This window comes from Sphingobacterium corticis, from assembly GCF_042684745.1.
In the GTDB taxonomy this organism is placed as follows: domain Bacteria; phylum Bacteroidota; class Bacteroidia; order Sphingobacteriales; family Sphingobacteriaceae; genus Sphingobacterium; species Sphingobacterium corticis.
Window position 1 is genome coordinate 268,178 of sequence record NZ_JBHUMA010000006.1, and the last position, 25,285, is coordinate 293,462.

17 protein-coding genes are annotated in these 25,285 nt (G+C 41.6%); 14 read left to right on the forward strand and 3 right to left on the reverse strand.

Translation table 11 applies throughout. From position 1 onward, the window contains the following. The first annotated feature begins 356 nt into the window (after positions 1-356). From ACFSQ3_RS07260 to ACFSQ3_RS07320, 13 genes are all read left to right on the forward strand, one after another. Complete coding sequence (locus ACFSQ3_RS07260; RefSeq protein WP_380868871.1) at positions 357-3,392, forward strand: SusC/RagA family TonB-linked outer membrane protein; 3,036 nt, start codon at positions 357-359, stop codon at positions 3,390-3,392. A gap of 7 nt (positions 3,393-3,399) precedes the next feature. Next, complete coding sequence (locus tag ACFSQ3_RS07265) at positions 3,400-4,737, forward strand: RagB/SusD family nutrient uptake outer membrane protein (protein ID WP_380868872.1); 1,338 nt, start codon at positions 3,400-3,402, stop codon at positions 4,735-4,737. A gap of 10 nt (positions 4,738-4,747) precedes the next feature. Further along, positions 4,748-6,088, forward strand: a complete 1,341-nt coding sequence (locus ACFSQ3_RS07270; RefSeq protein ID WP_380868873.1) for a DoxX family protein — start codon at positions 4,748-4,750, stop codon at positions 6,086-6,088. A gap of 10 nt (positions 6,089-6,098) precedes the next feature. Further along, a complete protein-coding gene (locus ACFSQ3_RS07275; RefSeq protein ID WP_380868874.1) occupies positions 6,099-7,715 on the forward strand; it encodes a hypothetical protein in 1,617 nt (538 codons plus the stop codon). 16 nt (positions 7,716-7,731) lie between these two features. Continuing rightward, complete coding sequence (locus tag ACFSQ3_RS07280) at positions 7,732-8,319, forward strand: c-type cytochrome (protein ID WP_380868875.1); 588 nt, start codon at positions 7,732-7,734, stop codon at positions 8,317-8,319. Between the two features lie 18 nt (positions 8,320-8,337). Further along, a complete protein-coding gene (soxC, locus tag ACFSQ3_RS07285) occupies positions 8,338-9,606 on the forward strand; it encodes a sulfite dehydrogenase (RefSeq protein ID WP_380868876.1) in 1,269 nt (422 codons plus the stop codon). A gap of 562 nt (positions 9,607-10,168) precedes the next feature. Further along, the gene (locus ACFSQ3_RS07290) at positions 10,169-13,186 is read left to right on the forward strand and encodes a SusC/RagA family TonB-linked outer membrane protein (RefSeq protein WP_380868877.1); all 3,018 of its coding nucleotides are present in this window, start codon (positions 10,169-10,171) and stop codon (positions 13,184-13,186) included. 31 nt (positions 13,187-13,217) lie between these two features. Further along, on the forward strand, positions 13,218-14,588 hold the full coding sequence (locus tag ACFSQ3_RS07295; RefSeq protein WP_380868878.1) for a RagB/SusD family nutrient uptake outer membrane protein: 1,371 nt from the start codon (positions 13,218-13,220) through the stop codon (positions 14,586-14,588). A gap of 11 nt (positions 14,589-14,599) precedes the next feature. Continuing rightward, a complete protein-coding gene (locus tag ACFSQ3_RS07300) occupies positions 14,600-15,949 on the forward strand; it encodes a beta-carotene 15,15'-monooxygenase (protein ID WP_380868879.1) in 1,350 nt (449 codons plus the stop codon). 16 nt (positions 15,950-15,965) lie between these two features. Further along, on the forward strand, positions 15,966-17,435 hold the full coding sequence (locus ACFSQ3_RS07305) for a hypothetical protein (RefSeq protein ID WP_380868880.1): 1,470 nt from the start codon (positions 15,966-15,968) through the stop codon (positions 17,433-17,435). A 22-nt stretch (positions 17,436-17,457) separates the two neighbouring features. Further along, entirely contained in the window at positions 17,458-18,915 is a 1,458-nt protein-coding gene (locus tag ACFSQ3_RS07310) for an MBL fold metallo-hydrolase (protein ID WP_380868881.1), read from the forward strand. Between the two features lie 16 nt (positions 18,916-18,931). Next, positions 18,932-19,579 carry a hypothetical protein gene (locus tag ACFSQ3_RS07315; protein WP_380868882.1) on the forward strand — a complete coding sequence of 216 codons (648 nt, stop codon included), beginning with the start codon at positions 18,932-18,934 and terminating at the stop codon, positions 19,577-19,579. A gap of 227 nt (positions 19,580-19,806) precedes the next feature. After that, a complete protein-coding gene (locus ACFSQ3_RS07320; protein ID WP_380868883.1) occupies positions 19,807-21,231 on the forward strand; it encodes a phytoene desaturase family protein in 1,425 nt (474 codons plus the stop codon). A gap of 86 nt (positions 21,232-21,317) precedes the next feature. Here the strand turns inward: ACFSQ3_RS07320 and ACFSQ3_RS07325 are convergent, their stop codons facing one another. The 3 genes from ACFSQ3_RS07325 to ACFSQ3_RS07335 all read right to left on the reverse strand — a co-directional run bounded on the left by ACFSQ3_RS07325 (position 21,318) and on the right by ACFSQ3_RS07335 (position 24,030). Further along, positions 21,318-22,184, reverse strand: coding sequence for a mechanosensitive ion channel family protein (locus tag ACFSQ3_RS07325; protein ID WP_380868884.1), 867 nt, complete (start codon positions 22,182-22,184; stop codon positions 21,318-21,320). Between the two features lie 114 nt (positions 22,185-22,298). Next, positions 22,299-23,531 (reverse strand): Na+/H+ antiporter NhaA, encoded by a 1,233-nt coding sequence (gene nhaA / locus ACFSQ3_RS07330; protein ID WP_380868885.1) that lies wholly within the window; start codon positions 23,529-23,531, stop codon positions 22,299-22,301. A 133-nt stretch (positions 23,532-23,664) separates the two neighbouring features. Further along, entirely contained in the window at positions 23,665-24,030 is a 366-nt protein-coding gene (locus tag ACFSQ3_RS07335) for a bleomycin resistance protein (RefSeq protein ID WP_380868886.1), read from the reverse strand. Positions 24,031-24,216: 186 nt separating this feature from the next. On the opposite strand from ACFSQ3_RS07335, the gene ACFSQ3_RS07340 reads away from it, so the two are divergent. Then, positions 24,217-25,278, forward strand: a complete 1,062-nt coding sequence (locus ACFSQ3_RS07340; RefSeq protein ID WP_380868887.1) for a hypothetical protein — start codon at positions 24,217-24,219, stop codon at positions 25,276-25,278. The last annotated feature ends 7 nt before the right edge of the window (positions 25,279-25,285 follow it).

A 25,285-nucleotide genomic window follows, 5' to 3' on the forward strand; every position in this document is an offset into this window, starting at 1 on the left:
TTTAAAAAATAAAGACTACTTGTATAGTAGTCTTTATTTTTTTGTTACTATATTTGTGTGAGAAGAAACAAAAACGATTTAGGACTTCCTCCGAATTTATCCTGAAATTAATTTTATCATTTATTCTATATAAACGTCACATGCAGCGTATCTACTACCGAAATGAGCAATCTTTAGATTTATGTTTTTCAACTCCCATGAAGCTTTTGACACGAATGTGCTGGACCGCATAGATCTACGAATAACGACCTATGCAAAAAGGGAAGCCTAAGCTTCCCCCGTGTGTCAAATAATGAAAGCAAGTAATCAATTGGCGTTGGCACTTGTATCTTTTCACCATTAAACATCTCAAAAATATGAAAAATTTGGGAGTACTTCGGTATTCTTTCTGCCTACTTTTCTTTCCGCTCTTACTGACAAACTTGTCGTCAAATGCCCAAGAGCGCTCACAGCCGATCATTAACGCTACCTTGTCTGGTAAAGTGGTAGATGCTAAGACCAAACGTTCCATAGAAGGCGTAACTATTCAGTTAGAGGCTGTAACACATGCCATCAAATCTGGGAGAAATGGACAATTTCAATTTGTTACAGGTCAGAAACTACCACTAACAGCTACATTTTCATTTATAGGCTATGAAACCAAAAAGGTTACGATAAATAGTTCACCAACCGTTATTGAATTAAATCCTTCTTCTGAGGATTTGGATGAAGTTCTGGTCGTTGGTTATACCACTGTGCAGCGTAAAAACTTGATAGGTGCTGTGGATCGGATATCGCAGGAAAGTGTTAAGGACATTCCTGCCGGAAGTTTTGATGCGCAACTACAGGGCAAAATACCGGGAGTTCAGGTGGCGGCGAGTACGGGCGTGCCGGGAGAAGCTTTGCATGTTCGGCTACGTGGTGCCACTTCGATCAATACAGATAACAATCCTTTGTACGTTATCGACGGTGTGTTTTTGAATTCGGAAAGTTTGCAGACCATCAACACCGGTGGCAAAGCTACATCGCCGATTGCAGATATTAATCCGGCAGACATCGAACACGTGGAAGTGTTGAAAGATGCGGAAGCAACGGCGTTGTATGGGTCGCGTGGAGCGAATGGCGTTATCCTTATCACAACGAAACGTGGTAACCGATCGCAATCGGCGAAGGTCAATGCTAATTTATATGCTGGTACGGCAAAAGCTCCCCGATTGTGGGATCTTGTGACTGGCGAGGAACATGCCATTTTGGTTAACGAATATTTCCGAAATATTGGTCAGGCGGAGCCATTTCGATCCACTGCAAATGGGGGCCGAGGTTTGCCGAGTGAACAACAAACCTACGACCGAGTTTCAGAAGCATTCCGCACTGCAGGAATCTACAACGCGGATGTATCTGTTTCTGGTGGTAGTGAGCGCACTACTTATTATGTTGGAGCTGGTTACAATAAACAAGAATCTATCTTAAAACCCATTTCGTTTGACCGAGCAAGCTTTCGTTTTAATTTGGATCAGGATATCAACGATCGTTTGAAAATAGGAACGAGCAATGTCCTTTCTCGCACTGGGCGCAATCAGGGAAGGGCAGGAGATGGTCCTCAAGGCGGTATTTTGCAAGCAGCATTACATACGCCTACGTATCTTTCCCCATTTAACGATGCTGGCGTAGCGGTCGGAAGAGCCGGGTTTGATAACTTGACGCTTTTGTTGGACAATTACGATGTGGGATCTGTAAGCTTGCGCTACATTGGAAATGTTTACGGTGAATACCAAATTGCGCCATCCTTAAAATTTCGCTCCACGTTTAGCGTCGATTATAATAACTATGATGAGCATGAATATTGGAATAACTTGTTGATTGCAGGCAGTCCGAATGGCTTAGCTACTTCTGCGATCTCTCAATCTACTACATGGATTAACGAGCAAACATTAACTTACCGTAAGCAACTAGCTGATCGGCATACGTTTGGTGTGCTGTTGGGAAACACGTTGCAAGGAAGTACCTTTTCGCTTACATCAGCGGAAGGACGTGGGTTTGCAACGAACGATTTTAAGTTAATAAGTGCGGCCGCTACAACTACCAGTTTCCAAGATTGGGATAAGTACAGTTTGGCTTCCTTTTTTGGAAGAATAGATTACGCGTACGACGAGAAGTATCTCGTAGATTTTTCGGTACGTGCAGATGGGTCGTCCAAGTTCAATCCCGGTTATAGATGGGGGTATTTTCCAGCGGTTGGCGCTGCATGGCGCTTGAGTAAAGAACGGTTTTTAGAGAATGTTTCTTTTATAGATGATCTCAAAATTAGAAGTAGTTATGGTTTGACGGGCAACCAAAACGGTATTAACTCTTTTGCATCACGTCAATTATGGTCGGGTGTTGGTACATCCTATCAAGGTGTTGCCGGCATCTCGCCTGAGCAGTTGGCAAACCGACAGTTAAGTTGGGAAACGACTTCACAGTTTAACATCGGAGTGGACGGAACGTTTTTGAAGGGAAGTATTTCGGCGTCAGCCAATTATTACCACAAATACACGCGCGACGGGTTGTTGACAGAGATTTTGCCTGGAACTACTGGGTTTAATGATTATATAAACAACGCCGTGGAGATCAGTAATCGAGGTTTCGAGTTTAGTATTAGTTCTGTAAACTTTAATCGCGCCGATTTTAATTGGACCACCCAATTCAATGTCTCTCGGAACATCAATAAGATTGAAAAATTAGAAACTCCTCAAAATTATGGAAGTCGCAATTTGATCCAATTTCGGGAAGGCTATCCGATGTACTCTTTTTGGGTGTACAACCAATTGCATGTAGATCCGCAAACTGGTGATGCCGTGTATGAGGATGTAAATGGCGATGGCCGGATTACGACGGACGATAGACAGATTTTGGGTAATATATGGCCGGATTATTTCGGTGGATTAAGCAATGATTTTCGCTATAAAAAATTCGATATCAGTACCTTTTTCACATTCTCAGTAGGTAATGATATCTATAACCACAATCGGTTTTTTGGGGAAGGTGGGGGAGCACGCGATGCAGCACGGGTAATCTTTGCAAGCAATTTAGCGCGTTGGCAAAATCCGGGTGATATCACAGATGTGCCGAGATCGGACGGTGTAAATAATAACAACTACCGCGATGGTGGCGGACGCTGGTTGGAAGATGGGTCGTACCTCAGATTTAGGACACTAAGTGTAGGATACACATTCGATACGTCAAAGCTTGGACGTTTGTCTGGCTCGAAATTGCGACTATACGCGCAGGCAACCAACCTTTTCACGCTTACTAATTATACCGGACTCGATCCGGAATCCGCCGCAAATAGCGCCCCGAATCAGCAAGGGATTGATTTAGGTACGCCACCTCAGCCGCGTAGTTTTCAATTGGGCATTAATTTAACCTTATAAGATCAACATGAAAAAGTACATATATATCGTAATCTCCACGTTCGTCTTAAGCAGTTGCTCTACTTTTTTGGATATAGATCCCAAAGCTTCCATTTCTGGAGACAACGTTATCCACGATGAAACTTCTGCTCAAGCAGCAATTAATGGCGTGTATGCTGGGCTTCGTGATTACTATAGTTTAAACTATCAATCTATTGCCTATTTATCTGGCGATAATGTGCAATGGACCGGTTCGCAATCGCTCGTGCAGGAATTTATTAACCACCGTGTGAATCCGGAGAACGCCACGCTGTCCACTACATGGATTGATATCTATAAAACGATAAATCGCGCAAACCACGTGATTAAAGCTTTGCAGTCGACTACCAGCGAATCGATATCTGAGTCGGTCAAAAATTCGGTACTCGGCCAAGCTTATGGAATTCGCGCACTTGCTTATTTTGATTTGGTGCGTGTTTGGGGTGGCGTGCCTATAATTACTGAACCAACGGAAAACGTCGGCGATAATGTCGGAATAGCTCGTAGCACGGTAGAGGAAGTTTATAATCAAGTAATCAACGATTTGAATAGCGCAGAGGAGTTGCTTCCGACTACTACCAATCGATTCATCTTTACAAAGAAAACGGTTTGGGGAATAAAGGCACGCTATTACTTATATCGCGAAGATTGGGCGAATGCCAAGGAGTTCGCGACGCGTTTGATAGAAGACAGTGCTAATTACGAATTGCTTAATCCGTATTTCGCATTTTTTAAAGATAACGTTGCTGGTACACGGGAGTCGGTGTTTGAGTTGTTTTACAACGTGAATGAAACAAACCCGCACCGTGGACAATGGCAGCCACAAACGAATGGCGGTACCAGACAATGGGCGCCGAATCAAACATTGATTAGCTTATTGAACAACCCCGAAACTGGCGGATCGCGAAAAGATTTGATTGCTCTAGATAATCAAAATCGATGGTACGGGAATTTATATTATCGAAGTACCGGTGCAGATCCTACTTACATCATACGCATTGCTGAACTTTATCTCATTCGTGCGGAGGCTTCGGCTGTGTTGAATGATTATACTACGGCTGTTAATGATTTAAATAGCGTACGAAGACGGGCAGGGTTGGGTTTAAAACCGCAATCGAACGATTCACAAACAATTCTCCGTTGGTTGGAAGACGAGCGCCGTTTAGAATTTGCCTTAGAAGCACATCGCTGGTTTGATTTGGTGAGAACACGGCGGGCAGCGGAAGTGCTGGGGATAACAGAATCCTTCAGGTTGTTGCTGCCTATACCATTTAGTCAAATATTAGCGGATCCTATTTTGGAACAGAACCCAGGTTATTCTTCATAAATCATTTGCTATGTCTACAGATTCATCCATTGGTTTAGAAAGAAGGTTTTTCTTGCGCGTTGCCATCCTTTTTATTGCCTTCATAAGTTTGCCCGTGCATAAGGACTTTTATCAAACGCTGTTCACGATAAGTTGGTCGTCGCTAATCCCTGATTTGTTTAACTTACTCACTTATCTACCGCACTATTTTGGCAAGCTAAACGGTTTCTATGATTGGGGATTAATCTTGTTTATCGCGTTGATTGGTGCGTTCGTCTGGCTTAAAGCAGAAAAAGGTAGGCCCGAAGCGCTAAGAGAATTTAGGTATTACTATTATCTACGCATATTTGTTCGGTTCAAATTGGCGGCTATTCTTTTGGTTGCGGGTTTTATCAAGTTGTTTCCTTTATTTGCACCGCAGTTATCACTCAGTCACCTTAACACCGCTTACGGTCAATTCGAGGATTGGAAGCACTTGTTGCTAAGCTTATCGGCCGCGCCCGCGTATCTTGTATTTCTCGGTGTTGTGGAACTCCTAGCAGCTAGTTTATTGCTATTTCGAAAGACGTCATTTTTAGCGGTAGTTTTTATCATTCCGTTTTACGGAAATGCATTTCTAGCGGATGTCGCTTATCAAGGTCCAACGTATTTTGCATCTGCATACGTGGTACTGCTAACGTTGCCAATATTTCTCTATGACGTACAACGGCTGGGATCATTAGTCCTCTATTTAAAACCAACAAATCCATCTACGAATCGCGTCAACTGGAGCGATTCTTCACTATTCCTTTGGCGACAAGTTGGAAAACTGGTGTTCGCCATTGTGTTCTTCGGTTTAGTAGGAATTCGCGCTTATCAAATACACAGCAACGCTAATGATTCCTTACATTATCCGCAACACGCAGGATTGCCAGCTGTTGAAGGTAAGTACGTAGCGGATGAGTTTGTTTGGAATGGTGATACGTTGCAGTATTCCCCCACAGATACTATCCGATGGAAAGATGTGGTCTTCGAAAAGTGGAATACGTTAAGTATTCGACGAGAAGCAGGAAACGTCCATCATGCCGTATCGGAAGGATTGTTTCAGCGAGCAACTCAAAAGCGAGATTACGAACATACCCATACGGGAGATCGCTTGTATTACCGCTATACGGTAAAAGGAGATAGTTTGCACTTAAAAAATCCAAATGATCAGTACACGCAGGATGTGTACCGATTACATATTGAGCGCCCCGATAGCGCGCACATTAGGTTATCTGGTGCTAATTTACGGGGAGATTCCTTGTCTGTTTCCCTTACAAAAACAAATAAGAAATATCTGCTGGAAGAGATTAAAAAATCGGGAAGACGAAGCTTAGGTTACAAATTATAACTCAGATAACATGTCTACAAAATATAACTTTCATGAAGTGAATTCACCTCGTTGGACCTCGTTTCAGCGTATTGCTTTCCGGATTAGTTTCGTGTTTTTTATCATCATAAGTATTCCGAACAATCCGTTGTGGTACAAGCATGTGTTCGCTATTGATTGGACGAATCTTGATTATCGAGATTTATACGATATATGTCGTTTTGGTTCCGGTGTGAACTGGTTTGGTCGCACCATTTTTGGCTACCGATTAGCTGGTTATAGTATATGGGTAAATACACTCGGTTTTTCGGTAATCGTTGGTTTTGTGTGGACAGCATTAGCGAAGTGGTTTAAATCGCCTCGTCTTGAATACAATACGTTGTTATATTGGCTGAATGTTATTGTTAGGTACCGTGCTGGATTAGGAATTATCGGTTTTGGATTTACAAAAGTATTTCCCGTACAAATGCCTTATCCATCGTTAGGGATTTTGGATACAGATTATGGCGACCTGACCGCTCAGAAGATATTTTGGCTGTCATTTGGTATTGTTCCTTGGTATCAAGTTTTTGCAGGCGTACTAGAAGTGACTGCAGGAACGATGTTGCTATTTCGCAAAACGGTAGCAATCGGCGCGACACTTTTGGTTGGCGCTTTAGGAGCTATTGTAGTTGTCAATTTTGCTTACGATGGTGGCGTGCACGTATATAGCAGCTATTTCGTATTATTAAGTTTGTTCCTGCTGGTCCCTTATTTCGTGCCATTTTATCAACTTTTCGTGAAGGAAGTTCCGGCGAAGGTCATTTTATTCTATCCAAAATTTGCAACAGCCGGCAATGCTGCGCGTTACGTTTCGAAATCTGTCGTCATTTTCCTATTCGTCGGCGTCTTTTTCTACTTGCAGTATATTGATTTTCGCTATGATCCATACAAACAACCATCTTCCGCGGGCGTCAAAAATCTGCGTGGTAATTATCAAGTGACTACGTTCCGATTAAATGGTAAAGAGCATCCTTTCAACCCTGAAGATTCGATTCGTTGGCAATCCGTTACGTTTGAAAAATGGTCTACGCTGAGCTATAAGGTAAATCGCCCGTTGCCACTAGATTTGTCAAACGGCGGTGGCGATCCTAAACGAGATGTCAACCGAACATTTGAGTTATCGGGAGTAGCGGGCGGAAGACGTGCTTTTCATTATTATGCAGATACGGAAACGCAAACGCTTTATTTGGAGGATAAATACAAATTAATTCCCGACCAACGAAATATCACAGCTGGAGATGGTGGCGATGGAGGCGTGCGTAATTACTCGGAAGAATCTGGTTTGGACAAAAATGGCCAGCCTGCAATCAGTTATGATCAATGGATTCCTAAAGAGATTAAGCAAAAGTTCGCTACTGAAGTAGACGATGTACACCCAAGAGCGAGAACGACAAGGCGTATTCGAGAGTTTGCGCGTGCAGATGAATTGGCTAAAGAGGAGGTTCGTCGCAGATTTGTCGTTCACTACGATGTTTTTAATAATGGTAATGAAGTGGTGTTGAGAGGCGTCGACGAAAATAATGATTCGCTTTACGTACAATTGGATCGAGTGAATAAGCATTTCAAACTTGCTCCGGGAAAGCTTGACGCAGGACAATATGATTAACACCTTCAAATGCTGCATGATGATTCTGGTCATTGTAATATTTGGCATAGTTGGATGTAGAAATTCATCAGTTAACGAATCGAAAAAGGAAAATGTTCCTGTTGAATCGTGGTCTGACGGATTAAAAGAATATGAGGCATCGTGGCCAAATCGTTTTGATTTTGGTCGATCTGCATCGAAAGAATTTATAGCCAAATGGGATATTGATGTTCGGCCAGATGGGAGAGGACTTCCAAAAGGCAATGGACGACCCGCTTATGGAGCATTAATGTATAAGCAGAAATGTGCTTCCTGTCATGGAAAGAATGGGTATGAGGGCCCGGAAGTTAAATTGGTCGATGATGGATCAGGTGCTAACATCATTGGCAATTACTGGCCATACGCGACTACAATATTTGATTACATAAGGAGAGCCATGCCATTCGATCGACCGGGATCTTTGACAGATCAAGAAGTGTACGATATTACTGCGTATTTATTATCGTTAAATCAAATTATTGATGCAGATGATGAAATTAATGAACAATCATTGCCGAAGATCGAAATGCCCGCTCGTAAACAGTATGTTTTAGATGATCGAAAAGGTGGTAAGGAAATAAAGTAATTAAGCAGATAACACAAAATGGAAAACAAAGAGCTTAAAAAAATATATCAATCGATTAAATGGTTAATAGGTAGTATGGTTGTTTTGCTTATCGCTGGCGTTTTTACCACATACTATCTTAAATCTTCTAATCAGATTGTTGAGCCGGATTTTGATTCTAAAATCGTTGTCGATCCGAGTAAATCTCAAGGTGCTCCATCGTCCGAAAATGGTTGGCGCTCACCCTTTGAACGCCCAACAAAATCAGCGAGTTACGCATCCGCTTCCAGAACACCGCTTCAGGATTTACAAGGTACCATAACGCCCTCGGATTTACATTTCGAAAGGCATCATGCCGGAGTTCCGGAAATTGATCCGGAAAACCATGAATTGTTGATACATGGCTTATTGGAGAAGCCTATTCGTTTAAAATTGGCTGATCTTAAAAAGTATCCCTCCGTTTCGCGTATTTGTTTTATCGAATGCTCGGGTAATTTCCGCTATGGAAAACGAGAAATGACACCACAGGAAGTTTGTGGACTAACGAGTCAGAGTGAATGGACGGGCGTATTACTATCGACCGTACTTCGCGATCTAGGTGTAAAGCCATCTGCGAAATGGCTTTTGGCAGAAGGTGCAGATGGCGCTTTAATGGCCAGAAGCGTGCCGCTTCAGGAAGCGTTGACGGAAGCAATCATCGCCTACGGGCAAAATGGAGAAGCTATCCGCCCACAACAAGGTTATCCTATGCGATTAGTTATTCCAGGATTTGAGGGAAATACGCAAATAAAATGGTTAAGGCGAATTGAGGTTACCGATGAACCGGTCATGACGCGCGAAGAAACCTCTAAATATACAGAGAAGGTAAAAGACGGTAAGATTAGGATGTTTAGCTTAGTCATGGATGCACGGTCCATAATCACTTACCCATCCTATCCGAAAGTAATTGAGAAAGGATGGCAGGAGTTGCGCGGTATTGCATGGAGCGGGAGAGGCAAAGTAAGTAGGGTGCTTATCAGTACAGATAATGGCAAATCATGGGAAGATGCGCATTTGCAAGGACCTGTTTTGGAGAAAGCGCATACGGCATTTCGATTGATGTGGAATTGGGATGGTAAGCCAACGCGTGTATTAAGTAAAGCAATCGATGAAACAGGATATGAGCAGCCCACTTACAGTCAATTAGTCACGGCACGCGAATCTAAAGGAGGTTATCACTTTAACCCAGTCGTAGGTTGGGATGTCGAACAAGATGGTAAAGTCTATCTTGCAGATGTGAAGGATATTGCGCCACAAAAGGCTTTATAGTAAACCGGACAAACGTTAGTTGATGAATACATCAGCAATTGCATAGCGGTTGATCATTCGTTGTAAGTTCTATTTTTAGGTATCAACTTTGACAAATTGATTGGAACGTTTCTCGCACAATAAAGGTTTATGCGCACGTTGATTAGGTGATGATTTTTGCTGTGCTAAAGCCCTCAAAAGCAGAAAACACTCGAACCGATAACGACATTGAAATAATTTCAAAATAAAAACTACCAAAACAGTAGACATTAAAAAATTATTATTTACATTTGTTTATCAAATAGATCGCTAAATGGTTTTAACAAACGTATAAACAGTTCAAAATGCACCACCACATTATTATTACACCTACCACGGAATTTCCCGAATCAATACACCATCACCGGTACTTCGCAAGAATATTTTTGAATGCCCGAATGTGTAGTTAAGTAGACTACATAGGGGAACAAATCTCCGCATAGAGATAACAGCAAGTAAAAATTGGCGTTGGCACTTGTAATCTTTTACCATTAAATAAACTTTCATGCATATTCGAGTATTTAAGTACTCCTTGTCATTTCTTATGACCTTTTTTTTGGCGTCTACTATTTTTTCGCAGGTATCACAACCTTTGATAAATGCTACGCTAAAAGGAATCATTATCGATTCTCTAACTAGAGAGCCCATCGAAGGGGCAACTATACAATTACAAGGAGTAACGCATCGTCTCAAATCAGATGCGAAAGGAAATTTTGAAATCGTTACAGGTCAAAAACTTCCTATCAATCTATCTATTTCATCCATAGGTTATTACACTAAAAATATCGTTGCAAATACGCCGCAAATAGAAATTGTTTTACAGGCAAGTCTTGATCGATTAGAGGAAATGGTTGTTGTCGGTTATGGCACGCAACGTCGACGCGATTTGACTGGCGCCGTGGCAAAAATCGATGCTGCTGAAGTGAACAAAATACCTGTCGCCAGTTTCGACGCCCAGTTGCAGGGTAAGTTGCCTGGTGTTCAGGTGGTAACCAACTCAGGCGTACCTGGCGAAAACATTTTTCTGCGCGTTCGTGGAACAACTTCCATTAATTCCAGTAGTGATCCGCTATACATTGTCGACGGTGTATTCTTGAACAATACCTCCCTACAAACGATTGGATTGGGCGGTAGAACCAGTTCTCCGCTTACGGATATTAATCCTGCGGATATCGCGTCCATTGAGGTATTAAAGGATGCTTCCGCAACAGCAATTTATGGGTCTCGAGGTGCAAACGGTGTGATCATCATTACCACTAAAACGGGAAGTTACGGCAGTAAAACTAAGATTGATGTAAACGTGCTTTCCGGATGGGCAGAGGCAAATCCGTCTTTATTGCCAAAGCTGGCATCGGGTTCGGAAACTGCTACCCTCGCCAACGAGTGGTGGATTAACTCGGGTTTAGATAACCCAAGATTAAATCAAACATTTGCTAACCGGCCATTCCGACCTGTTTCGGAGGGCGGTAAAGGCAATCCGGAAGATCAAGAGACATACGATCGTCTGGGTTTTTTGCTTCGCCATGGAAAGCTTCAGGATTATAGCATAGGTATACAGGGCGGAGGAGAAAAAACTCGTTTTTATATAGGAGGAGGTTACACCGGGCAGCAGGCATACATCAAAGTAATCGATTTCTCACGAGCAAATTTGAAGTTCAACTTCGACCACCAGCTTTCTGATCGCGTGAAAATTGGACTTACAAACAACTTCTCCAGAACATATCGAAATCAAGCGCGTACGGGCGATGGTCCGCAAGTAAGTTTATTTAATTCTGCGATATCGTCAGCCACTAATATCCCTATTTTCACCACAGATGGTGCTATAAATGGCGTCGATAATACGTATACCTTGGTCGATAATTATGATGTCAATACCACAAGTTTACGCTATATCGGAAGTGCTTTTGCCGAGATTAACTTAGCCAAAGGCTTGACATTAAAATCAACTTTTAGTGCGGATTACAATTTGTACGATGAGTCGCAGTATTGGAATAGTAAAACCAGTATTGGGATAGCAAATGGTAATCAAGCAACATCTGGGATTACACGTAACAGTACATGGATAAATGAGCAAATCCTTTCTTATCAAACGACAATTGCAAATAACCACCAATTGAATGCGTTAGTGGGAAATACCCTGCAAAGCAACGTTTTAGATTTTTCTTATCTGGAGGGCAATGGATTTGCGAATGATTCGTATAAACTTATATCTTCTGCAGCTACGATTCGCGGTTCGGAAAATTGGACGAAATATACTATCTCATCATTTTTTGGTAGGGTAGGATATAATTATGCCGACAAGTACTTTGCAGAAGCGACCTTGCGGACGGACGGATCTTCCAAGTTTGGCGCAAACAATAGATGGGGTTATTTTCCTGCCTTTTCTGCCGGATGGCGTATTAGTGAGGAGGCCTTTTTATCTCAGGCTGAATGGCTAAATGACTTTAAAATTAGAGGTTCGTATGGGATAACAGGTAATCAAGCCGGAATCAGCAATTTTGCAGCGCGCGGGCTGTGGTCGGGAGATGCTAGCTATGCGAATATTCATGGAACCGCGTTGCCAGGAGTTGGTCCATTCCAATTAGGAAATGATGATTTGCGTTGGGAACGTACCGCTCAGACGGATTTGGGCGTCGACCTATCTTTATTCGGACATCGATTAGGCGTAACCGTAGATCTGTACCATAAGTACACTTCCGACCTGTTGCTCGAACAGCCGATTAAAGGATCCTCAGGTTTCTCCGATTACTGGGCAAACGTGGGTGAAATAAGTAATAAAGGTTACGAAGTATTAATCAACGCGGTTAATATTAAGAATCAAAATTTTTCATGGAACACCACATTAAATATTTCTGGCAACAGAAATAATATTGAATACCTGCCTAGTCAAATTACCCAATACACCCGCGACTGGGTAATTTTAAAGCAAGGACATTCACTAAATTCTTTTTGGTTGTACGAACAATTGTATGTCGACCCGCAGACGGGAAATGCAGTCTTCGATGGGCAACTTGCCGATGGATCATTGCCTACATCGGCTCGAAAGATCTTTCGAAATGCCTATCCTAAATTTTACGGCGGTATTGGAAATACGTTTACCTACAAAGAATTTGACTTGGGTGTAGATTTCAGTTTTCAATACGGAAATTACTCTTTGAACCTTTATCGTTATTTCAGAGAGCGCAACCCGAGCACGGGTGGAGTATTTGATAATGTATTAAACAGGTGGCAGGAATCAGGAGATGAGACGGATGTGCCTCGGTTAACATCGGTTGGCCTAAATTACACCATAGATGCAAACAGCCGTTATCTTGAGGATGCTTCGTTTCTGAAACTTCGTCAGCTCACTTTTGGCTATAAGCTTCCGCGACAGATAGCAGAAAAGGTAGGGGTTTCCAACGCTCGGATTTATTTTCTGGGATCCAACCTTTTCTTATGGAGTAAATATACGGGCGATCCGGAATCTAACGTAACAAGCAATCCCAACGCACAAGGAATCGGCTCGTTTGGCACACCGCCACAACCGCGAACATTCCAATTGGGCTTAAACGTCACGCTATAAACCTTTCTTGATCTTTCAAACACATTCGGATATGAAATTTATTAACTACATTATATTATTGATCTTTTCGATTAGTATCACTAGCTGCGAATCGTTCTTGGACGTCGCGCCAAAAGATTCTGTTTCGGACGATGTCACTATAGTGGATCGAAGTTCAGCAGAAACCGCTGTTCGCGGTATTTATAGCGCATTGCGGTCGGATGGCTATTATGGATATAGCTTTCAGATTTTGGGCTTTTTCTCTGCAGATAACATCGTATACACAGGTAGTCAAACAGTACATCAAACATTAACTAATCATAGCGTAAGATCTGATCTAGCTGTGCTGGCAACAGTTTGGAATCAAATTTATCACACGATTAACAGAACGAATCATGTGATAGCAAAGGTTCCCGGTTTGCCAATAACGACGGACTTTACGCAGCAGATCAACGACCAACTTACCGGAGAAGCGTATTTCGTACGGGGGTTGGCATATTTCGATCTAGCTAGAACTTGGGGCGGCGTTCAGTTGGTTTTGGAACCCACAAGTTCTGCCAATTCACTTCCAACATTACCTAGGAGCAGCCTGCAGGAAACTTACGCACAAGTGCTTTCCGATTTGAAACGTGCGGAAGAACTTTTGCCGGAAACGACCAATCGAATTCGCGCTACCAAAAAGACCGCTAGAGCACTGCTTGCTAGGTTTTACCTCTATCAACAAAACTGGGAAGAGGCTATTCGCTATGCTAGTTATTTGATCAGTGACCAAGCGAATTACACTTTGGTTGCACCTTATCAATCGTTTTACGCTAATAATGCATCGAACACCCAAGAAACTGTTTTTGAACTTTTTTATGACGTCAACAATACGAATAATCAAGCAGGGCAATGGTTAGCGAGTGCAAACGGTGGAACCGCCTGGATCCGACCTTCCAGCAAAATATTTGATTTGTTGAATAACCCACAAATAGGAGGCGATCGTGCTGCATTAGTTTACAAAACTTCGACTGCTACCGATCCGAATGTTTTGATAGGTAATTTGTATTACCGCGTTAATCGAACTGATCCGGCATTCTTGATACGTACGGCCGAATTGTATTTAATCCGGTCGGAAGCATTAGCCCAACGGAACGGTGCAGGTGATTTAGCAGCATCGTTGTCTGATTTGAATGCCGTAAGAAGCCGAGCGAATATTCCGCTCTTAACAAATATTACGTCTTCCACCGAATTACTGCTCCATATAGAAAGAGAAAATCAGGTCGAATTTGCACTCGAGAATCACCGTTGGTATGATTTGGTGCGTACGGGTAGAGCGCAGGAAGTATTGAATATTACCGACCAAAATAGGTTGTTATTGCCCATTCCTTTCGCGCAATTGGCCATAGATCCCAGCTTAGAACAGAATCCAGGATTAGATTAAATTTTGTATAAATGAATACGAATACATCATCGCAAATTGAAAGAACACGATATAGCTTCCTGTTGGAAGTAGCCGTGCTGTTCTTTTTGATACTTTCTATCCCGTATGATTTGGCGCTATTCGAGTCTTTATCGAACGGATCGGTATTTTCTTTCGAAAACCTATTTCAGTTGGCTACTTACCGCACATCATTTGTACCCGAAAGCGAATACGCGGGTGGTAATGTGATAGGCTATTATAATTGGATTATTGCGCTATTCGTTGCGGTCGTATTCGTAGTCGTCTTCGGAAGATCTACGAGAAACAAATTAAGTTTGGATGACGATAGCATCTATTATTGGCTGCGTGTGCTGTTGCGCTATCGACTGGCGTTGGCAATAACTTTTATCGGTATTGTTAAAGTAATACCGATTCAAATTCCCGAGCCAACGCTTAGCGAACTGCATACCGAATACGGGGATTTTATGCTCTGGAAATTGTATTATCTGACCAATGGAATTGCTACCGCTGGTTACCTGCCTGTAATCGGTGCTTTAGAAGTAGTTGCCGGATTATTTCTTTTGAATAGGCGCACCGCAGTAATCGGTGCTGGATTATTGCTAGCTACGCTACTGAACGTTGTGATTGTTAACTATGTGTACGAGATCGGCGAGCAGGTGTATAGTTCGTTTCTGCTCTTAGTTGCATTCACGATCTTTCTCCATGATCTCCCTCGATTTTTTAATTTATTAGTAAAAAATAATGCGGCAACGCCTGATCAATTTATACCGCATTTTACGCAATCAATCTGGAAATACCGACCGTATTTGCAAGTTGTTTTTCTGATCATCATCGGAAGTTTTAGTGTCGTAGCATACGGCGTTTGGAAGGATAGCAACTATCCTTTTCCTAAACAAGAAGGCGTATCGCGTTGGAAGGGAGTATATGATGTGGAGGATTTTGTGTGGAATGGCGACAGCATAGCACATTCTCTTACGGATTCTTTGCGATGGAAAGATGTGGTTTTCGAGGCGTGGAATACCGTTAGTGTTCGGTCAAACTTGAAGTTCCCAGCAGATAGCTTGAAACCAAAGATCGCGGCCAATCGCTTACGCGATTACGAGTTTTTAGGCAATGCTTCCCGAAAATTCTTTAGTTACACCTATAAAAAAGAAAAGGGTAAGAGGACGGCAAAACTAAGGCTGACAGATCGAAGAAATTCTAAAAATACCTTTACGTTTTCTGTTAAAGAAAAAGCGCCAAACATCCTAATTCTTTCTGGTAGCGATCAGTTGGGCAATTCATTGAACGTGACTTTGCAGCAGCAGCAAAAACGCTATTTGATAAAAGAAGGAAGAAGAAATCCTATTAAAATTTACTAACGATAACGATGCTACGATGGATACTATTTTTACAATAAGACCTTACGATAAAGATCACAAACCGCCCATTTGGAAGCCTTGGGAACAAGTGGGATTTAGATTCGTCTTTATATTTTTTATACTCATGGTCGTGCCAATGGACGGCGGTTGGTATAGTAAGCTTTTCTCTCCAGATTCCCTATACGATTTTTTAGCAAGTATTGCTGGCGGATCTCGCGCCGGATGGATAAGCATTGCTAGCGAAAGCGGCACTTGGGGATTTGCATCCTATGTATCCTGGTGGCTGACAGCATTAGTTGCTGCGATCGGTACCGCGGTGTGGACCATATTGGCAAGAAATAGTTCTCAAACAAATTATCAGGTACTTTATTATTGGCTTCGCGTAATCGTGCGCTATCGTGTTGCTTTCGGATTGATTGCATTTGGGTTTATCAAGTTTTTTCCGATGCAAATGCCGTTTCCATCACTAGCCAATCTAAATACAGATTTGGGCGAATACGCACCATTTAAACTTTACTGGCAAATCGTGGGTGTGTCTTACAAATACGAAATATTTTTAGGGGTATTGGAAATTCTGGGCGGCGCGCTATTATTTTTTAGAGGTACTACCGCCATAGGTGCTATTATTAACGCTGGTGTTTTATTCAATATCGGACATGCAAATATTGCGTACGACGGTGCTGTACATGTATATAGTTCTTATTTCGTTTTATTATCGTTGTTTCTATTGGTGCAATACCTGCCGGATATTTGGAAGTTGTTTATCGCGCGTGAACCCATCTCACCGAACTATTATCGTCCAATAATAGCTCAGCCGACGTGGCGAATCGCTCATACGTCGATCAAGATAATTGTTATTGTACTGTTTGTCTTTGTTTATGGATTCTTCCGTTACGATCGTTTTTACAACGAAGGTCGTTTGAAGGAACCTGTACTCCCTGGACTTGCGAAAGCGGCTGGCCATTACACCGTTTCGTCTTTTTCGGTAAACGGAAAAGATCTGCCCTATCACCCGGCTGACTCGGTGCGTTGGCATGAAGCATTTTTCGAACGCTATTCCACCTTGGTGTACAAGGTCAATAAGCCCTATGATATTAATTTGGGAAATGGTACGCCAGCATTAAACGATGTATTAAAAACGTATGAGTTTACCGGGCGTGCAGGTGGCAAAACTTACTTGTACTACGAAATAGATTTGGAAAATCAGGATTTATACTTAATCGACAAAAACAGAGAATTCAGTAATGATGAGCGCAAACTTTTAGATAAAAAGCTTGATGTCGGATTAAATGAATTGTATGGAACTTCCGTGGGAAAAGGTTTGGGGATTTTGCGATGGCATTATACAAGACCGTCTAAGCATAAAATTACGTTGGAAGGATTGGATGCTAATAACAATAACGTACAAATCGCTTTAGATAGATTGGATGAAGATTACTTGACAGGTAAAGAATGGTATATGGAAAATAATTTATTCCGCTATTAGCAGATCGATAAATAAGTTAGCTATGAAAAGAAAACTATTTCTACAGAAATCGTTGAGCGTATTTGGACTTGTTTTGATAAACGGTGTTGTTTCATCGTGTAAAAATTCAAGTAAAGAACAAGCCAACAAGCTATATACCGTTAAGCAATTTGTGGATGAGGGATTGGCGCAGTTCTCTTACGCGTTAGAGGCGGAGGGAAAGATCGTTTTAATTGATCCGACCCGAAATCCTTCAAACTATTATGCTTATGCAACTACGCAAAATTCGAAAATAATCGCTGTCGTAGAAACACATACACATGCCGATTTTGTGAGCGCTCATCGACAAGTTCACGAGGAGCAGCATGTGCCTATATATATAAGTAAATATGCTAAAGCGACTTATCCGCATGAAGTTTTCGACGATAATGACACGCTGAAGCTAACAGACCACGTATCGCTTCGAGCAATTAACACACCGGGCCATTCCCAAGACAGTATTTCGGTATTGCTCGAAGTGGATGGGAAAGTGGAAGTTATTTTTACAGGCGACGGGCTATTGCTTGGTGGTGTAGGACGACCAGACTTGCGAGAATCCGACGGAGAGTTTAGCGTTCAGCGAGAACAGCTGGCTAAGCAATTGTATCAAACGATACGTACAAAATATAATGAATTAGAAGATAACATTGTGGTTTATCCAGGCCATGGTGCAGGATCTTTGTGCGGACAAAGCCTTAGCGATGCGAAAGAAAGTACTATTGGGTACGAAAAGGCAAATAATCCTGCTTTTCAGTACAAATCAGAGCGAGAATTTGTCGATTTCCTGTTGAAAGATCCATTGACTATTCCAGCATATTTCCCATTTGCGATTGAGGTAAATAGGCGAGGTGCAGATAATTTGGAAAATAGTATTACAAAAATTCCGGCAATCACCGCCATTCCTGATCAGTCTAATGCGGATATAGTAGTAGATACCAGATCTTCGGATGATTTTCGCAAAGCGCATATAAAGGGGGCATTAAATATTCCAATACGAAATAAATGGGAAACTTGGCTCGGTACGATCGTGCATCCTGAAGAAAAGTTTTACTTAATTGTAGAAAATGAAAAATCAGTAGAAACGACGTTGGAAACTATTAGCAAGATCGGCTACGAAACCTTAGTTAAAGGAGTGATCGTACATAATCCGGTCAACGCTGTAAAATCGCTTGATTTTAACCAAGATGATTTTGATCATAACCGAAGCACTTATCAAATTCTAGATGTTCGTACTAAGGAGGAAGCACAGGCTAAGCCGATTTTTAATGAAACAGATGTCATTCCTTTGCAGAAGCTGCGAGAGCAAATATCGTCACTCGATGCAGATAAACCTATTGTGATACATTGTGCGTCCGGGTATCGGTCTGCAATTGCGACAAGCCTTATACAACGATATTTGCCTAAAGCAACGGTTATTGATATGGGAAACAAAATAAAAAAATATACACCAACTGAAAAATAGAAAGCGAGGCAAAATCATGAAAAGAACAATCACCTATTTGCTATTATTCGGAATCCTGATTCATTTTTACAGTTGCGATTCCGAAGCAAAATCGAAGAATGCGGTTAAGAACAGCGCGGTTTCTATCGACAACAAAGAAGCACAGCAGTTCAAGAAGGAGCTGGAAAGTTTGAATGATAGCACAAGTGTTCAGGTAATTCTTCCTGATAGCATACCAATCATCTATGCTAATGAGGATGAAATTTTGAACTTGCAAAATGGAGTCGTACTATTCGGATGGCCCAAATGTCCATGGTTTAGAAATGCTGTAGAACCGCTTATCGAATTCGCTAACGAGGATCATGTCCGAATATATTATCTTAATATTCACGATATCCGTGACTTTAAAGAACTTGAAGATGGAAAGGTGATCACTACCAAGAAAGGTAGCGCAGGTTACCAAGCATTGTTGGATAAATTCAAAGATATATGGAATCCATACACCGCCGTCGGCGTGGATTCTATCAAAAGAATATCATCGCCTACGGTACTGTACATTGAAAAAGGAAAGGGCGTGAGTAAAGTGGTGTCCACTGTCGTTTCGCAAACGGATCCTAAAGTGAAATTGGATAGTACACAGAGAGAGGAACTTAAGGCACGTTACCGAAGATATTTTACTTCTTAAAAAAGCAATAAATATGAAAAATCGTTTAAAATTCGCATTGTGGGCAGGAGTGTTTACCTTTATAGTAGCATCCTGCGGGTCGAGCACAGAAAATAATAATGAGGCAGTAGTTGATGCAGCGGACTCTACGGTAGTAGATAAAGACGCTCAACCAAATACGGGGTGCGATTAATATATAATCTGCACCAAAACTATGTATGAACAACTAGAAAAATCAACAAAGGTGGATGAGTAAGTTTGATGCAGTTATTGTAGGGTCTGGTCCTAATGGTTTAGCTGCTGCCATAACGTTGCAACAGCACGGCCTAGCTACACTTATAGTGGAAGGCGATGGGCAGATTGGCGGTGGGATGCGGACAAAAGAGCTCACATTACCCGGTTTCAAACATGATGTTTGTTCGGCTATACATCCGATGGCAATGGCTTCGCCATTTCTACGAAAGCTACCTTTGGCCGATCATGGATTAGGCTTCGTAAAACCGAAATATGCTGCTGCCCATCCTTTAGATAGCGCAGATACAGCATTTCTGCATAACTCTGTCGAGGAAACAGCGCACGGATTGGGCATTGATGGCAAACGCTATGAGCGACTTATACGTCCGGTTTTGAAAGATTGGGATGCGTTGGCAGATGCGATTATGGGACCATTGCGATTTCCAAAGAAACCAATTGATTTGGCTGCTTTCGGTTTGCGTGCATTACAACCGGCGACATGGATCGCAGAACGATTTCAAACACCGCAAGCGGCAGCGCTATGGGCTGGTATGGCTGCCCACGGCATTCAACCGCTGAGCAACTGGAGCACTTCGGCAATCGCATTAGTGCTTTCCGCGGTAGGAAATTCCTTTGGTTGGCCGGTGCCAGTAGGCGGATCTCAATCCATTGCGAATGGCCTATCAAGTTATTACCAATCGATAGGAGGAAAGATACAAGTAAGTACTTGGGTAGAAGACATAGCCAGTTTGCCTCATCACAAAGTTTTGATCTTGGATTTAACGCCCAAGCAGTTGCTCGCTTTAAAAGGTTTGCAATTTGCAGAAGGATATAAGCGCCAGCTCCAAAATTTTAGACAAGGCATGGGGGTGTTTAAAATTGACTGGGCATTATCGGAGAAAACCCCCTTTCTCGATCTTCGATGTCAGGAAGCTTCCACCGTTCACTTGGGAAACACATACGCCGAGATCGCTGCGGCGGAGAAGGCAAGTCACCTACGCAAAAAAGTAGAGAAGCCGTTTGTTCTTTTTGCTCAACAGAGCGCTTTTGACGAAAGTCGAGCGCCAGCTGGGCAGCATACTGGTTGGGCGTATTGTCATGTTCCAAATGGCTCAATAGATGATTATACGGAACAAATAGAAAATCAGGTGGAACGTTTTGCACCCGGATTTCGAGATACCATATTGGCCAAACATACATACAACACCGCGGAATTGGAGCATTATAACCCGAACTACGTTGGAGGCGATATAAATGGTGGTATTATGGATATATGGCAGCTTTACACGCGACCAGTTCGTTCACTTACTCCTTACAGAACATCCATAAAGGATGTTTACATTTGTTCATCCTCGACACCACCGGGTGGAGGTGTGCACGGTATGTCTGGATATCACGCAGCAAAAACTGTTTTAGCCGATCATTTTGGGTTTAAATAGAAAATATCAGCAAGGAGAGCCAAGCATGTAGGTGCGGCTCTCCGTGTTATGCAACGATTTAAATCGTTACTTTTCCCACCTCTTATCTAAGAAGAAATATTTCCGTTTCGAACGCGGATCTCGCTTTGCGGAAATGGAATCTCTATACCATTTTTCTCCAGCGCCACTTTACATTCGATAATCAATTCTTCTTGCATCGCCCAAAAATCCTTGTTGTTTGTAGTTACGCGAACAGAAAGATTTACCGCGCTATCGCCTAATTCGGTAACGACGACTTGTGGAGCTGGCTCGCTAAAAGCATGTTGATTTTTGGAAATAACATCCATCAAAACATGTTTTGCCAAGCGCAAATCGGTATCGTAACTAACGCCAATATCGAACCAAGTGCGGCGTGTACCCGTAACAGTAAAATTGGTGATCTGCGAGTTCGATAATGTTCCGTTAGGAACCACAACTAGCTGATTTTGCGGGCTCAATAGTTTTGTGTTGAAAATATCTATAAGTTGAACGGTCCCCGAAATGCCTGCACTCGACGAAATATAGTCGCCTACGCGAAATGGTTTTAAAACCAAAATCAATATACCGCCAGCAAAATTGGATAATGATCCTTGAAGTGCTAAACCGATGGCTAAACCTGCCGCACCAATCATCGCAACGAAAGCTGATGTCTGAACGCCCAACTGCGTAATAACGATGATGAAAAGTAGAATATTAAGCGACCAAGAAATCAAATTAATCAGGAAATTTTGCAAAGAAATTTCCATTCGCCGTTTGATAAATGCTTTTGATGCGATACGTTTAATTAGTCGAATAAGCCAAATACCAACTAGATAAATCAATATAGCAGAAATGATTGCTGTGAAGATCCTTGGAGCCATAGCTACCGCGGCATCCATCAATTTATCCACGTATTTCTCGAGTTGTGAAATGTTTTCTATTTCGATATTGTCCATAGATGCTAAAATAAATATTTTGCGCAAAAAAAAATCTCTCTAAAATTGGAACCGGGACTGTTCTTACGGCATCACGAAGATCGATACGTAATTTGATTGAAACTAAACCACAAATTACTTCTCATTTTGCAGTGACTCGCCGATGGTTATTGTATCCTCATTTAGGTTCCGGCTTTCATGGGTGTCTTTATATTTCGTGTTTCTTAACAATAGATAGCCAAGAATTCCTGCCAAAACAGAGGTGGATAGGATGGATAGTTTAGCTTCTGCTATATGTAATGGATCGGAAAAGGAAAGCAGGGCAATGAAAATCGACATAGTAAAGCCTATACCTGCAAGTAATCCTACGCCAATCATGTGTATCCAACTACTTTGCGCAGGCAAGAGTCCGATCTTGATTTTTACACAAAGAAATGTTGTTAGAAATATGCCAATCGGCTTTCCAAATAACAAACCGAAGGTAATGCCCAACCCTAATGGCGCAGTTAGGCCATGCACCATTTCCGATTGCCAAGTGATGTTTGTGTTGGCGAAAGCAAATAGCGGAATAATGAGAAAATTAACGGGTCGTACAAGTGCGTGTTCCAATTTTTCCAATGGAGATTCTACGTCGGTATTATTCGTTGGAATGGTCATAGCAACCAGCACACCGGCTATTGTTGCATGAATACCAGAATGATGCACAAAATACCAAATAAACACACCAGGAATTAGGTACAAATAAGGATTTAAGATATTTATTCTATTCATGCCGATAAGCACTAATAATCCAATTCCGGCATACATCAGATACGTAACCTCAATACCCGACGAATAGAAGAATGCGATGACTAAAATAGCGATGAGATCGTCGACGATTGCCAAAGCAGCTAAGAAAATTTTTAAGCTGGCGGGGATACGATTTCCTAGTAAATTGATAACGGCAAGTGCAAAGGCAATATCGGTTGCCATCGGAATTCCCCAGCCTTCAGAAGAGGGTAATCCGCTGTTAAAGGACAAATAGATTATCGCAGGAACCACTGCACCACCGACGGCGCATAGTATTGGAAGTGATGCTTTTTGGGGCGATGAAAGTTCTCCTTCTACGATTTCACGTTTTATTTCGAGCCCAACCAATAGAAAGAAGACGGCCATTAAACCATCATTTATCCAAAGTAATAATGGATATTTAAGATGTATGGTTTCATTCTGCAATCCAAACGAGAAATCTAAAGCATTTTGCAAGCTGTCTTTCCACGGACTATTTGCGATTACAAGTGACACAATCACACATAATAACAACAAAATACCACCGGCGTTGGCGGATTTGAAAAAATTCTTAAATACAGTTAGGTTTATTTTTTGCATTTTTTTGAAATGAATCGACGGCAAGTTTGTATTCTGGAAAATAGATCCATTCTGATCTATTTTCTACTTCAGTAAAATACAAAATTACAGTTTTTTGAAGCAAAATGTAGGTTGATACGTAATATGTGAACGATTACTCCATCTTCGAATCTTGTCCGAATGTCAACAAATTATGATCGGGATCCAATAGCGAAAATTCGCTTTGTCCCCAAGGTTTGTGCTGTAGCGGTGCATTTGGATGGATGGCAATTCCCCGTTTTTCAAGCGAACGGTACCATTCCTCAATATTCTCAACACGAATATACACTTGCCCATCATTTTCCAAAGGATTCAGTTCTCGGAAAAGGAAAAAATGAATTTCAATTTGGTCTTTTTTTAGCATCAAATAATCGTGAAAATCGGTATTCCCCAATTCTGTAAATCCTAAACCATCGACGTAGTAGTTACGCGTTATCGATTTATCCCGCATAGGTAACTTTGGGTGAATGTGTGTCAACATATCGTGTTGTTAGCTATTTTGATCTTGATGAATCTACAAATAATAATAACGTTTGCGAACTAATATTTTTATATTGAATTGTTTTTACTCTGAAGGCGAACCGAAAATTATATCTCAACATTCAAAAAATTAATGCAGGAATTTCTTAACCATATAAGAGAATCTAATTTGCCCCCCATTTCGATTGTGGTATTCTTAGTAGTTTCATTATTGCTTGGATTCGGACATCGGATGTTATTGGAAAGTATTTTTGCCAAGTTCCAATTTCGTAGGCTATCATTGATTTATTTTGCTTTGGTACTTGGTGGATACGTGATCGAACAGCATTACGCTTTGTTGATAACCATTCTTCTTTTTCTTTCTACGTTTCTGCTCGCCATTATTGCTATAGTCATTACACCTTTTGTTAGGCGTGCGCAAAGAAATCGTTTCAGAGAAGAGATGGATAAAAAGCGTCCAAAGCAATCTTTGGATGACAAACCGAAGAAGCCTTTCTTGCATCGGTTCGTAAATTACGCTTTTCACGTTGTGCTATTCTTGTTTCTTTTTGCTCATCTGCATATTATTGGTGTAATAATATATTTTGTCGGTCGCGGCATTTTTGCGAAATGGAAAAATGGACCAAGCTTATTCAAATTACAAAGATCTTTACCGACGTCGAAAATTCGTTCGGTAGCAAGTGGATTAGTGGAAATAGAAGGAAAAGTTGTGATTGATAACTTCATCGCAAGTAGGATTGATGATCTACCTTGTGCAGGTTACAGTTATTTTGTCGAAGAGATTTCGAGAGATTACGATGGGAGGGAAAGTTTCCATACCGTTTACAGCGATTCCCAGTTTTTACCTTTTTATTTGGAGGATGAAACAGGGCGGATAAAAGTCATTCCTGATCAGCTGGAATTGCTCCAATTTAGAGAGCGTTCTTATCGCTCCGCCGGCAAGCGATATGTCGAATATATCATTGAAGAAAACCCGATGAGAACGTATTTGATGATTGGGCAAGCGGCGCGAAAAGACAACGAAATGGTTATCCGATACGACGAATCTCATCGGATTTTATCTATGACGCCAAGCGAAGAAGTGGAAAATCATGAGGAAACGATGAAGTTTCTGAATCATCTAAAACCATACTTTATTGTATTCCTGCTTTGGATGTCGTTAGTGCTTTCTTCGGATATCAAAGTTACGAATGACGGAATTTCGATTACATTTCACCAATATATCAATCAAGTACTTACTGTTTTTTAAACTGAAT

Coding starts and splice junctions, on each gene's coding strand:
- ACFSQ3_RS07275 (WP_380868874.1), top strand. CDS start 6,099: ATGTCTACAAAATATAACTTTCATGAAGTGAATTCACCTCGTTGGACC.
- ACFSQ3_RS07265 (WP_380868872.1), top strand. CDS start 3,400: ATGAAAAAGTACATATATATCGTAATCTCCACGTTCGTCTTAAGCAGT.
- ACFSQ3_RS07260 (WP_380868871.1), top strand. CDS start 357: ATGAAAAATTTGGGAGTACTTCGGTATTCTTTCTGCCTACTTTTCTTT.
- ACFSQ3_RS07325 (WP_380868884.1), bottom strand. CDS start 22,184: ATGGACAATATCGAAATAGAAAACATTTCACAACTCGAGAAATACGTG.
- ACFSQ3_RS07300 (WP_380868879.1), top strand. CDS start 14,600: ATGAATACGAATACATCATCGCAAATTGAAAGAACACGATATAGCTTC.
- ACFSQ3_RS07310 (WP_380868881.1), top strand. CDS start 17,458: ATGAAAAGAAAACTATTTCTACAGAAATCGTTGAGCGTATTTGGACTT.
- ACFSQ3_RS07280 (WP_380868875.1), top strand. CDS start 7,732: ATGATGATTCTGGTCATTGTAATATTTGGCATAGTTGGATGTAGAAAT.
- ACFSQ3_RS07335 (WP_380868886.1), bottom strand. CDS start 24,030: ATGTTGACACACATTCACCCAAAGTTACCTATGCGGGATAAATCGATA.
- ACFSQ3_RS07320 (WP_380868883.1), top strand. CDS start 19,807: ATGAGTAAGTTTGATGCAGTTATTGTAGGGTCTGGTCCTAATGGTTTA.
- ACFSQ3_RS07290 (WP_380868877.1), top strand. CDS start 10,169: ATGACCTTTTTTTTGGCGTCTACTATTTTTTCGCAGGTATCACAACCT.
- ACFSQ3_RS07295 (WP_380868878.1), top strand. CDS start 13,218: ATGAAATTTATTAACTACATTATATTATTGATCTTTTCGATTAGTATC.
- ACFSQ3_RS07270 (WP_380868873.1), top strand. CDS start 4,748: ATGTCTACAGATTCATCCATTGGTTTAGAAAGAAGGTTTTTCTTGCGC.
- nhaA (WP_380868885.1), bottom strand. CDS start 23,531: ATGCAAAAAATAAACCTAACTGTATTTAAGAATTTTTTCAAATCCGCC.
- soxC (WP_380868876.1), top strand. CDS start 8,338: ATGGAAAACAAAGAGCTTAAAAAAATATATCAATCGATTAAATGGTTA.
- ACFSQ3_RS07315 (WP_380868882.1), top strand. CDS start 18,932: ATGAAAAGAACAATCACCTATTTGCTATTATTCGGAATCCTGATTCAT.
- ACFSQ3_RS07305 (WP_380868880.1), top strand. CDS start 15,966: ATGGATACTATTTTTACAATAAGACCTTACGATAAAGATCACAAACCG.